The sequence below is a fragment of the Streptococcus sp. 2579 genome (assembly GCF_013277195.1).
Classification (GTDB): domain Bacteria; phylum Bacillota; class Bacilli; order Lactobacillales; family Streptococcaceae; genus Streptococcus.
The window spans coordinates 1-11,536 of record NZ_VMMM01000002.1; the positions used below are offsets into that span (position 1 = coordinate 1).

Here is an 11,536-nt window from a genome sequence, read left to right on the forward strand (position 1 = left end):
ATCGGGATTTGACGAGCAAGTTTAGTTCATCTAACTGCAATTTTCTTTTAGTAATAAGCCTTTTAATCGTATTAAGAATACAGATAATGTTCTCTTGTTCCTCGATACCTAGCAATTCTAATTGTAAATCAAGTAATATATTCTTGTTTAAATGAGGAATTGTTGCCCCTGTTGAATGATCTCGTAAATACTGCGATTTACTTTCCAAAAAGACTCCCAAGTAATCTGATATAATTTTTTCTTTGTATCGCTCATTCTTTTTTAAGACCGTAATTGTACTACCAACAGCTCCCGATAACCCATAACCAACTGTTCCTGCATTAGCACCATCCCATGCTATCAGAATATCATCTGGGAGTGCTTCAGTCATATTTAAACTTTCAGTGAATTTTAAATTATTATTATTTCTTAAATCATCTATTTGAATATAACGTTGGCTTAGAGTTGTTTGTTCAGCAAGTACAGTGGCTTTCTTTCCTTTTTTTAGAGATAAGATTTCCCCCAACTTCACTTTTTTCATACAGCCACCTCCCTACTTGAGTAATTTTTCTAATTCAGCCAAGCCAGCTTGAATTTCTTTTTCTAAATCATTGATTTTCTTTAAGATGACCTCTGTTGGTTCATACTCAACTTTTTCATACTCAATCTCTTTATATTTATTGATAGACAAATCATAATCATTTTCCTTTATCTCATCAACTGTAACAAAGAAAGATTGATCCGTTCTCTGACGTTCTGCTTCTTTTTCAAGATGATGAAAGCGTTCGATAATATCTGGAATATCATTGTCGCTAATCGGTTGTCGCTTATCATCCAAACTTAAACCATCCGCTTTCATATCGTAAAACCAGACCTTGTCAGTACCACCATTGCCAGTTTTTGTAAAGATGAGAATGGCAGTTGAAACTCCAGCATAAGGCTTGAAAACACCACTAGGCATTGAGATTACAGCATCAAGCTTATGGTTCTCTACAATTTCCTGACGAATTCCTTTATGAGCTTTAGACGAACCAAAAAGAACACCATCAGGTACGATAACTGCTGCTCGTCCACCTGGTTTTAAAGTTCGCAAGAAAAGAGAAAGAAAGAGTAATTCTGTTTTTTTGGTTTTTACGGTTGCAAGAAGGTCATTAGAGGTTGAATTGTAGTCAAGTGAGCCCTTAAAAGGAGGATTTGCTAAAACCAAGGTATATTTATCGGCTTCTTCATTATCTTGAGACAGCGAGTCCAGGTAACTGATTTGTGGATTTTCTACTCCATGTAGCATCATGTTCATCGCCCCAAGTCTCAACATAGTCGTATCCGTATCATTTCCATGAAACATCTGATTATGAAAATGATTGATATTATCTGTATTGGTTTCCCATTCATATTTCTTACGCTTTAAGTAACGGCTAGCAGATACTAAGAAGCCAGCAGAACCCATAGCGGGATCTGAGATGATATCTTTGATGGTCGGTTGCATCAATTCAACCATCATATCGATGATGTGACGAGGTGTACGAAACTGTCCATTTTTACCTGCGGTCGACAATTTTGATAACAGATATTCATAGTTATCCCCGATATCAGTAATACTTTGTTTGTCATTATCAAAATCTACATCTAATCCCCTAGTTGGAAATGCATCTAAGATAGAAATTGCCTTTTGAAGCGTAGCAGGTTTATTTATTTGAAAAATAGCTTCTCGCATATATCGTGAAAAGGCTGTATCATCTGTATCCCCCTTGAGATTTTTAATAAACGGAAAAATCTCCTGAGTCATTAAACGATAAACTTCCTGAGCATCTCCTATATTTTTAAAAGTTGACCAACGGTATTCAGGTTTATCTTTTGGAAAAACTCCCTCATAAGGAATCCCTAAAAATTCAGCATCACTTTCACGTCCAAGCTCGACACTATCCAAATCTTTCATAAATAAGAGATAAGTCAACTGTTCAATATTTGTTAAAGGATTTGCATTTCCTTCTGTCCAAAGAATTTCCCACAACTGATCGATTTTATTTTTTAATTCGCCTGTAATCATATCTTCCCTTTTCTTTAGTTTTTAAAACTTAGTAATATCATTATTTTATCAGATTTCAAACAAAGCTTCAATTAACTATATCTATGCGTCACCTGAATATTTTAATAGACTTGTTTAGTATCTTGAAAACTATATCGTATAGGTGTCGTCATGGATCCTTTTAGCTGATTTACGGATACGAAAACACAATACTATGACTAAATTGAAATGTTAAAATTCAATTTCTGACCACCTAATCCTGCTTCAAATAGTTATCGAACAAGTTTTATGATAGCTACCTTGTTAGGATGCTCTTATTTTTTATCAGACAAAACAAAAGGATTAAGGGAGTGAATTTCCTTAATCCGATAGTTCTTATTCTTGACGTTGTCCGAAATCAGCAATCATCTGATCCATTTCTTGTCGACTCGGAGTTGTCAGCATATAAAGGTAATCCCCTTGAAGTTCCGCAAAGGCAGCTGGCATGATTTTTTTAACCTTGAACTGCTGACTATATTTGTCAAGCAAGTCCTCCTCAGAATAAACATAGTGAGCATTTGCACGGCGAGAAGTAGCCAAACAATACTGAGGTTCAAACTCTGACATTGGGAACTCTTCTCCTGCGACAATGGCTGCATATCCACGATAGAGATCCAAGGAATGAGCAAAGTTATAAACATCAATGGTGAAACCACCTGCAGGACGGTTATTGTACTCAATGGCAATGTAATCGTCCCCCTCACGGAAGAACTCAATATGGAAGAAACGTTCTTTCATACCAAATTCTTTGACAATTGCCTCACCATATTTACGTAATTTAGGATCCATATCCTTGAGCACGTAATAAGAATTATCCATCTTGTAAATCATGAGATCAAGCGGTGTATAGGCGTAGTCAAAGGTTGTTGAAAAGACAATCTTTCCATCCTTATCCACTAGACCATCAAAGGTACAGATTTCACTAGACGTGACAAATTTCTCAAAGAAATAAATAGTTGAATGGTCCCATTCTTGCTTGAAGTGATTGACATCGTCTTCTGTTTCAAGCTTAAAGGTCGCGGCTGCTCCAACTCCATTGTCAGGTTTGGCAATCATTGGAAGACCGATTTCGTTCACTGCTTGATCAACATCTGCTTCCGTCTTGATAACAGCTCCAGGTACCACGGGGACACCTGCTTTTTTGAACAGTTTCTTCATTTCAGACTTAAATTTCGTCTTTTTGAGATCCTCTGGTTTAGCACCAAAAACATTGAATTGTTCACGGAGAGCTGCGTCCAGCTCAAGCCAGTATTCATTATGGGATTCAATGCGGTCAATTGGTCCATGTTTATAAAAGAGAAAAGCAACTGCACGTTTGACTTCATCTATATTTTCAAGATTATCTACACGGAAATACTCGGTCAGGCTATTGCGCAAGGGCTCATCCAATTGCTCGTAAGGCTCTTGACCAATTCCCAAGACGGTGATGCCTTTATTGGCTAGTTCAATGGTAAACTGTTGAAAGTTTTGTGGATAGTAGGGAGAAATAACAAGGTAATTCATAGATAACTCCTTTTATAAATAGAGATTGCCGAGGAAATAAGGCATTTGTTTACGCCACCATTCCCAGTCGTGGGCGACATCATGTCCCCATTCAGCAAACCAGGCTGGAATTTGTTTCTGGTCAAAGGCTTCTTTGAGCTTGTAGAAAGATGGTAGACCGTCTTGTTCCCAGGCACCAAGACCCGTACACAGCACAATCTCTGCCTGACGATAACGATCAATAAACCAGCCGTCGTTCTGGTTCCAGATATAATCTACTGGCGAGTTTTGGTAAATAGCATCGTCATTATAGTAATCGCCGACAAAGAAACGTGCGTCGTAAACACCACTAAGAGCTATCACTTTGGTAAAGACATCTGGATGCTGGAGGAAGAAATTGACAGCATGGTAGGCTCCCATGGAGCAACCTGTTGTCATCATACCATCAAACCAGCCTGTCTTGTGCTTAATAAAAGGAATGGCCTCCTCAATCACATAGCGTTCGTAGGTACGGTGCATCTCTGCTTGGTCGTGACCGTTTTTCCAAGTGGCCAACCAGCTCTCACTGTCTACACTGGAGAGGGTAAAGAACTGGACACGGCCTTCCTCGATAAAAGAGGCACAGGCATCAATCATGCCAAAATCATAGTATTCGTTGTGACTACCACCTGATGAAGCAAAGACCACAACTGGAATCCCAGCATGTCCATAACGATTGAGGTACATTTCACGGTTGAGATGGCCACTCCAATGGCTAAGATGTTCAATATGCATTTCGTTTTTTCCTTTCTTAACTTACCATTTTTCTGCAAAAAATCTCAAACAATCTGGTAGATTTTCTGACCAAGGGATTTCACTATGGATGGCACCAGACTGAACTTTCAGCACAAGATTATCCAGATGTACCCCCCCTGCTATTAAATCATGGTAATAGCGAAGCGATGAGTCAATATAGGCTTGTTTGATATTACCAGCCATCAAGGTCTTGTCTGTATCATCCGCTTCTTCCGTTCCCACATAGATGAAGATGCGCTGGTCAGGCGATAGTTGCTGACGCTCGATATAGCGGTTAAAGGCTTCTTGGTGGAGCCAGTTGGCAGATGAAAAGACGCCCAAGCAACCAATTTGGTCTTGGTATTCTAAACCGATAAACTGGGTAATATTGCCTCCTAGTGAGGAACCAATCATAGCTGTATGCTGGCGGTCTGCTTTTGTACGATAAGTTTCATCGATAAAAGGCTTGACCACCTCCATGACAAACTCGGCATACTCCACACCCTTACCGCCAAACTGCTGGCCTGGGATGGGAGATTCTTGGAACTTCCATGCCGCATACTCATTCATCCGCCCCATGCCATCATTATCAATAGCAACTACAATCATGCGACTGATATCGGGATTTCGTTTGATAGCTGGGATAATCTTCCATGAGTGACCAATGAAAGACTCCTTGCTATAAAAAACATTTTGCCCGTCATGAAAGTATACAACAGGATAGGAACGATTCGTGTCTTTCTCATAATCTTTAGGCAGAAGAACACGCACACGGCGCTCCTTACCTGTATAAGGAACCTTGAGTTTGTGTTCTTTCATTTTTAGATAAAAGTAGGATTGATTCATTGTCAGAAAACTCTCTATATTCAAAATTTATTCTTATTATATCACAGTTTAAGAAAAAAAGTCAGTTTTTCTTCCATTTTTGGATTAAAAACTAACTTTTTCATTTAATTTTCTAAATTCTTTTGGATTTTCTGATTAGAGCAGATTGTCAATCAAGTCATCAACTTCATCTTTTTCAGCTTGCGGTGTAATCTCAGTAATCATAATTCCAGCCACTGCTCGCTCAACTAAGCCTTCAACATCCATACGCGCTTCGTACTGCTCCGCATTCTTAATCTTAGGATTAGTCTTTGGACGATCTGGCGCAAAAATCGTACAACAGTCTTCAAACGGTTGGATTGAAATGTCAAAGGTATCAATTTCTTGTGAAATATCGATGATTTCCAACTTATCCATGGTCACAACTGGACGGATGATGGGAGTGTTGGTCACAGCGTTAATAGCCTGCATGCTTTCCAAGGTCTGGCTAGCTACTTGACCAAGGCTTTCCCCATTGATGATAACCAAACCATTTCGTACCTCACGAATACGATCGGTAATCCGCATCATAAAACGACGGGTCAAGGTCATGAGATAGGCTTCTGGCGCCTTGGCCTTGATTTCCTCTTGAATCTCAGTGAAAGGCACTTCGATAAACTGGATATTACCCCCAAACTTGGTCAATTTACGGGTCAAGTCCTGCGCTTTCTTGAGGGCACCGGGACTAGTATATGGTGGACTAGCAAAGTGAACAGCCTCAATATCCACCCCACGCTTAAGAGCAAGATAACCTGCTACAGGTGAGTCAATCCCTCCCGACAACATAAGCATACCTTTACCTGAAGTTCCAACTGGCAAACCACCAGCCCCACGAATAGTTTCATAAGAAAGATAGGCAGCTTCTTCACGGATCTCCACCTGAAGATTGATGTCAGGACTTTTCATTTGAGCTTGCACATTTGGAATGGCTTCAAAAACAGCTCCTCCAAGTGTTTGGTTGAGTTCACGACTATCCAACTCAAAGTTGTGGTCGCTACGCTTGCTAGAAATCTTAAAGGTCATGCCTTCCTTGTAGATGTCCTGCATAATCTCTTGGACAGCAGACTTCAGAACTTCTACAGATTTTTCAACCTTATAAACAGGGGAAAAGTTTTGAATTCCAAATACTTGTTTGAGAGATTCTGCAACTGCCGTGTAATCTGCTCCATTGAGGTAAGCATGGGCACGGTCGCGATCTGCTGTTACCTTAACTTGGGGATAGATAGACAAAACGTCTGAAATATTATTACGAAGTTTATTGATGAAACGCATACGGTTTTTACCCTTGGTTGACAGCTCACCGTAGCGAATCATAATTTCTGAATACTGCATGAATGCTCCTATCTTACTTTTCTAGTTTGATTGTAAATCAATTTTAACTTGGTCAAAAACTGCTCGACCTGACTCATATCATTTTCAAGGTCTAGGCTTAGACGCACAGCTGACCGAGCCTTATCTTTATCCACTCCCATAGCAATAAGAGTTCCTGCAGGTTTCCCAGCCTTGGATGAACAAGCAGAGGTCGTTGAGATGAAAATATCATAGTCTTCAAAGGCGTGAACGATGACTTCACCACGAACACCCTTGATTCCAAAAGTCAGAATATGAGGTGCGAAGTCTTCCTCATCTGAAAAGACAAAAATATCTGGATAGTCCAGAAGTGCTTGGCGAATAACAGCTTTCATCTGCCCAGTCTTGCTAGTAAAGAAATCTAGCTTTTCCATGGACAAACGGAGAGCCTTGGCTGTCGCTGCTATCCCTGCTACATTTTCAGTAGTCGACCGATAGTCACTCTCCTGACCACCACCTGTTAAAAGAGGTGTAATCTTCTTGCCAGACTTGATATAGGCAAAACCAACACCACGAACTCCGTGGAACTTGTGACCAGAGAAAGTCGCAAAATCCACTCGTTCTGTCAGATACTTTTCAGTCGGAATCTTGGCAAGCGCCTGAACCGCATCAACGTGGAAGGAAATAGTCGGCTTGTCTGCCAATAGTTTTGAAATAGCCTCAATGGGCTGAATAGAGCCAATTTCATTGTTAACTGCCATGATGGAAACAAGGGTCGTATCCGGTCTTATCAAATCTGCTAACGCTTCAACATCCACAAATCCTTTGTTATCAACTGGAGCAAAATCCACTTCAAATCCTTGACTTTTCAACCAAAGGGCTGACTCTTTGACTGCCGGATGTTCAACGGCTGATACGATGATGTGCTTGCCAAACTGGGCTTTTTCAAATGCTACTCCCTTGATGACCCAGTTATCCCCTTCTGTTCCACCAGAAGTAAAGAAGATTTCCTCACTTTTCTTACCGATTAAATCTGCAATCTGTTGCCGGGAAGCATCTAAAATTCGTGTTGCCTGGTCTCCCAAACGATGGAGACTAGATGGATTTCCTAAAATTTTTGAAGCGACCTGCATATAAGTTTCAAGTGCTTCAGGATAAGGCTTGGTCGTTGCCGAATTATCAAAGTAAATCATGTTTTCTTACGCTTTCTAAAATCACTCCCTCTATTGTATCATGAAACGGAGCTTGCGACAAGAAAGGGCAATTCCTCTTTTTTTAAGATTTTTTTAAAGAAATGCGGTATAATAAATTTTAATTAAAGGAGAGAATGTATGTCTAATTATCGTAGAACTTCAAAACCAAAAACAGAACACATCAAAAAAGGCTTTACGGTCTTTCAAAAAACCGTCGCTACTATCGGTAGTATCCTTGGCTTAATTACCGCAAGTATCACGATTATGAACGCCTTGGACAATAACAAAAATACTAAAAAAGAACCTACGACAAGCCAGACGACAACAATTGTCAAAGAAATTCAAAAGGAATCCCCTCAGGAAAACACTAGTCCCAATAAGGAAAATAACACTTCTCAAGAAAAAACACAGCAAGAGGAAACACCAAAAGCTAGCGTCAAGGAAGAGAAAAAAGAAGAGCAGAAAGCATCAACTCAGGATTCTTCTACTCCTACTCCAAGTAAACCTGCTACTGAAAATGAAAAACAGTCCAATACCCCAACTTCAGAAAATAAAACTAATCAATAATCACTAAAATAGCTTCTCTCCAAACTTGGAAAGAAGCCATTTTTATTGTTGCAATACTTTTCTTGGTTTGGTACCTTCAGCTGGACCGATAACACCTGCCATCTCCAGTTCTTCCATGAGACGAGTCGCACGGTTAAATCCAACTGACAAACGACGCTGAATCATAGATGCGCTGGCTTTCTGCGTCTCGATGACTAAAGCCTTGGCTTCTTCAAAAAGCGGATCTCCACCAGATTCACCATCTGAAAATTCTCCATCATTTTCAGAAACCTCACCTGGATCAAAACTCTCATCGTAGTCCGCATCAGCCTGAGCCTTGATGAAGTTTACGATGCGTTCGACATCATCATCCGAGATAAAGGAGCCTTGGAGACGAACTGGATGATTTTCATCAATCGGTTTAAAGAGCATGTCTCCTCGACCAAGCAGTTTTTCTGCTCCATTTTCATCCAAAATCGTACGGGAGTCTGTTCCTGATGATACCGCAAAAGCCACTCGAGATGGGACATTGGCCTTGATCAAACCAGAGATGACATCAACGGATGGACGCTGCGTTGCAAGAATCATGTGGATACCTGCAGCCCGTGCCTTCTGTCCGAGACGGATAATGGCATCTTCTACTTCCTTGCTGGCTACCATCATGAGGTCCGCCAACTCATCCACAATCACGACAATGAGTGGTAGCGGAACCTGCTTGTACTCAGACTGAGCATTAAACTCTTCTACCTTGGCATTAAAACCTGCAATATTCCGAACTCCCACCTTGGCAAAGAGTTCATAACGATTTTCCATCTCATCCACAACCTTTTGCAGGGCCTTGCTGGCTTTGCGTGGATTGGTCACAACTGGAATCAAGAGATGAGGAATGTCATTGTAAACAGACAACTCAACCATCTTGGGATCGACCATCATAAATTTAACTTGGTCAGGTCTCGCCTTCATGAGGATGCTAGCGATAATGCCGTTAACAGCTACTGACTTCCCTGAACCCGTTGAACCTGCGACTAGCAAGTGGGGCATTTTGGAAAGGTCAAAAGCTCTTGCGGTGCCATTAACTGCCTTTCCTAGAGGAATTTCCAAGAGATTTTCTGCTTTTGTTTGAGATTGTTCCCATAGTTCGCGGAAGGACACAGTCGCAATCTCAGAGTTAGGGACTTCAATTCCGACTAAGGATTTACCAGGTATTGGAGCCTCAATCCGAACATCCTTGGCCGCTAGAGCAAGCGCTAAGTCATCTGCTAGATTGGAAATGCGGTTGACCCTTACACCTACTGCTGGCTTGACTTCATACTTGGTCACTGATGGCCCAATTTCAGCCCGTTCAACTGTTACCTTGATACCAAAGCTAGCAAAGGTTTCTTCTAGGATTTTGATGTTTTCTCGAACAATTTTCTTCTCTTTCGACTGGTCTTTTGGTTTATCTGGGGCAAAGAGTTGTAAGCTTGGAAGTTTGTATTCAAGGGCTTCTTTGGCTGAAAAATCAACCTGTACGTCTTCATCATCAGAGCCATCTTCCTTTTCAGGGAATTCAAGCTCCGGTTGAGGTAGGATGATTTCTGGTTCCACCCACTCTTCTTCCGGAACAGGTGGAACGTCAAGCACAGCATCTTCTGTCAGAATTTCACCCGTTTCCATATCAATAGGAGGCAAATCGAGTAAGGCTTTTTCAGCCTCTTCTTGTTCTAATCTAGCCTCTTCCTCAGCCTTTTGGCGAGCTTTTTCTTCTTGTTTGACAAAGCGTTCCTCTTTTCGAAGCTCATGTCCTTCCCTCCATTTGGCAAAGCCTCTACTGAAAAATTCAGCAATATCATAAACAGACCAAGGACTGACTAGGAGGGCACCCACTAAAATCAAGATAGAACCAATAAAGTAAGTACCGATATTTGAAAAGAGAAAGGCGGTTGGAATATAAAGAGCGACCCCAATCAAGCCCCCTCCAGCAAAACTGGTCGTTCGAAAACTAGTCAGATCCGTCACAACCTGAGCCATGGTCCCTTTTAGAACGGACTTGTCTAAACCATATTTCCAAACTAAGTAGGCTTCAAAAATCAAGAGCAAACCTGCAAATATGGTGAAAAATCCTGACAAGAGCCCTTCCTGTTTTCGGATCCACTTGAAAAAGAAGAGGTAGAGCAGGATACCGAATATTGCCAGATAAGCTAGGCTACCCACCAACAAGCGAATTAAATTGTAAAGTGTTATACCTGCAGCCCCTAATTTGAAGGCTGCGAAAATCAATAAAAGCGCGATTCCCAACGAAATCAACATTCGTTGAATCGCTTCTTTTCTTTCGAGTTCTGCTTTAGACGGTCTCCGTCTTGTTTTACTTGTATTCTTGTTTGCCATTCTTCTATTATACCATATTTCACAAACATTTCGGAAAGAGAAAAAGACTGCACCAAACGGTCCAATCTTCTTTATCATGATTATATTCAAAGTAATTGTTATTATATTTAAATAAGCAAAGTATCAAAGTTTAGATTTTTAAGATTTCACTTCGAAATTTGTATTTTTTATTTCTTGTTTTCTATCTATTTCCCTATCCGCAACTTCCCAAACACAATCGAAATGTTTTTCCATCATAGAAATGAAATCTATTTCATCATTATTAGTTTTAAAAAAGTCATCTTTTTTAGTAGTTTTACGTTCACCTATCAACACAAAATTGGTCTCCCAATTATATGGAGGCAGAGTAACTCTTAAAAAAGCCTTTGTCATCTTCATATTTTTCTTTTTTTTATAAACCAACATAAACGGCAAACGATATTGTGTTGAATAATAGCGAATTTCCATTTGTCTACTTTCTATATATTTACTATATTTTTTAGTCACATCCTCAATTTCGATACTAATATTTGTGTCAGACTTTCGCAACCCTTCTTTATCCTCAAGTTTCTCTAAATCTGATAAAAAATTGGTATAGATCTGAGAACACAAAAAACGAATTTTCATTCCATTATTCATAGCATTCTCTAATACAGTTCTATTTTCCGAAAAAAATCAATGCCTGATATAAAAAGTAAATCCAATCTTTTAGTATTTTTACATAACTTTTTAATCTCTCTAGTCGAATGCTTTTTCTTTGCCACTACACCTTTAAATCCATACGATTTCATTTCTTTTGCAATACGAAAATCTCTTGTAATTTTTTTCGTTACTAAGTAACCAAAACCACCGATTATTCCAGAAGCTAATAGAGCTGATAAAATTGATTCTACTATCTTCTTCCAATCCAAATCCAGAATAAATTCAATTATATTCATTTAAAACACTCTCATTATGTTTTTTCATTTCTATGAGTTTTATTTTAGAATATCATTCA

At 39.7% G+C, this 11,536-nt stretch carries 11 protein-coding genes; 1 reads left to right on the plus strand and 10 read right to left on the minus strand.

The features are described 5' to 3' along the window. The 7 genes from HT725_RS00385 to HT725_RS00415 all read right to left on the minus strand — a co-directional run. Nucleotides 1–520 (minus strand): restriction endonuclease subunit S (locus HT725_RS00385; RefSeq protein WP_173249606.1); only part of this gene is annotated, 520 nt, incomplete at its 3' end. A 12-nt stretch (nt 521–532) separates the two neighbouring features. Next, nucleotides 533–2,026, minus strand: a complete 1,494-nt coding sequence (locus HT725_RS00390) for a class I SAM-dependent DNA methyltransferase (protein ID WP_173217543.1) — start codon at nt 2,024–2,026, stop codon at nt 533–535. 354 nt (nt 2,027–2,380) lie between these two features. Continuing rightward, nucleotides 2,381–3,547 (minus strand): ATP-grasp domain-containing protein, encoded by a 1,167-nt coding sequence (locus HT725_RS00395; RefSeq protein ID WP_173217545.1) that lies wholly within the window; start codon nt 3,545–3,547, stop codon nt 2,381–2,383. Nucleotides 3,548–3,559: 12 nt separating this feature from the next. Then, nucleotides 3,560–4,300, minus strand: coding sequence for an esterase family protein (locus tag HT725_RS00400; protein ID WP_153219659.1), 741 nt, complete (start codon nt 4,298–4,300; stop codon nt 3,560–3,562). Nucleotides 4,301–4,321: 21 nt separating this feature from the next. Further along, on the minus strand, nt 4,322–5,146 hold the full coding sequence (locus HT725_RS00405) for an alpha/beta hydrolase (RefSeq protein WP_031233572.1): 825 nt from the start codon (nt 5,144–5,146) through the stop codon (nt 4,322–4,324). A gap of 135 nt (nt 5,147–5,281) precedes the next feature. Continuing rightward, the gene (thiI, locus tag HT725_RS00410; RefSeq protein WP_173217547.1) at nt 5,282–6,496 is read right to left on the minus strand and encodes a tRNA uracil 4-sulfurtransferase ThiI; all 1,215 of its coding nucleotides are present in this window, start codon (nt 6,494–6,496) and stop codon (nt 5,282–5,284) included. 8 nt (nt 6,497–6,504) lie between these two features. Next, nucleotides 6,505–7,647, minus strand: a complete 1,143-nt coding sequence (locus HT725_RS00415; protein ID WP_173217549.1) for a cysteine desulfurase family protein — start codon at nt 7,645–7,647, stop codon at nt 6,505–6,507. A gap of 138 nt (nt 7,648–7,785) precedes the next feature. Between HT725_RS00415 and HT725_RS00420 the strand changes: the two genes are divergently transcribed. Continuing rightward, the gene (locus tag HT725_RS00420) at nt 7,786–8,214 is read left to right on the plus strand and encodes a DUF6556 family protein (RefSeq protein WP_173217551.1); all 429 of its coding nucleotides are present in this window, start codon (nt 7,786–7,788) and stop codon (nt 8,212–8,214) included. A 42-nt stretch (nt 8,215–8,256) separates the two neighbouring features. Here the strand turns inward: HT725_RS00420 and HT725_RS00425 are convergent, their stop codons facing one another. The 3 genes from HT725_RS00425 to HT725_RS10135 all read right to left on the minus strand — a co-directional run bounded on the left by HT725_RS00425 (nt 8,257) and on the right by HT725_RS10135 (nt 11,477). Next, complete coding sequence (locus HT725_RS00425) at nt 8,257–10,560, minus strand: DNA translocase FtsK (protein WP_345890539.1); 2,304 nt, start codon at nt 10,558–10,560, stop codon at nt 8,257–8,259. A 138-nt stretch (nt 10,561–10,698) separates the two neighbouring features. Continuing rightward, entirely contained in the window at nt 10,699–11,178 is a 480-nt protein-coding gene (locus HT725_RS10130) for a hypothetical protein (protein WP_240149599.1), read from the minus strand. Between the two features lie 8 nt (nt 11,179–11,186). After that, a complete protein-coding gene (locus HT725_RS10135) occupies nt 11,187–11,477 on the minus strand; it encodes a hypothetical protein (protein ID WP_240149600.1) in 291 nt (96 codons plus the stop codon). Between the last annotated feature and the right edge of the window lie 59 nt (nt 11,478–11,536).

Excerpts from the sequence above, each read along its gene's own strand:
- HT725_RS00390 (WP_173217543.1), bottom strand. The coding sequence starts at position 2,026 with ATGATTACAGGCGAATTAAAAAATAAAATCGATCAGTTGTGGGAAATT.
- HT725_RS00395 (WP_173217545.1), bottom strand. The coding sequence starts at position 3,547 with ATGAATTACCTTGTTATTTCTCCCTACTATCCACAAAACTTTCAACAG.
- HT725_RS00400 (WP_153219659.1), bottom strand. The coding sequence starts at position 4,300 with ATGCATATTGAACATCTTAGCCATTGGAGTGGCCATCTCAACCGTGAA.
- HT725_RS00405 (WP_031233572.1), bottom strand. The coding sequence starts at position 5,146 with ATGAATCAATCCTACTTTTATCTAAAAATGAAAGAACACAAACTCAAG.
- thiI (WP_173217547.1), bottom strand. The coding sequence starts at position 6,496 with ATGCAGTATTCAGAAATTATGATTCGCTACGGTGAGCTGTCAACCAAG.
- HT725_RS00415 (WP_173217549.1), bottom strand. The coding sequence starts at position 7,647 with ATGATTTACTTTGATAATTCGGCAACGACCAAGCCTTATCCTGAAGCA.
- HT725_RS00420 (WP_173217551.1), top strand. The coding sequence starts at position 7,786 with ATGTCTAATTATCGTAGAACTTCAAAACCAAAAACAGAACACATCAAA.
- HT725_RS00425 (WP_345890539.1), bottom strand. The coding sequence starts at position 10,560 with ATGGCAAACAAGAATACAAGTAAAACAAGACGGAGACCGTCTAAAGCA.
- HT725_RS10130 (WP_240149599.1), bottom strand. The coding sequence starts at position 11,178 with ATGAATAATGGAATGAAAATTCGTTTTTTGTGTTCTCAGATCTATACC.
- HT725_RS10135 (WP_240149600.1), bottom strand. The coding sequence starts at position 11,477 with ATGAATATAATTGAATTTATTCTGGATTTGGATTGGAAGAAGATAGTA.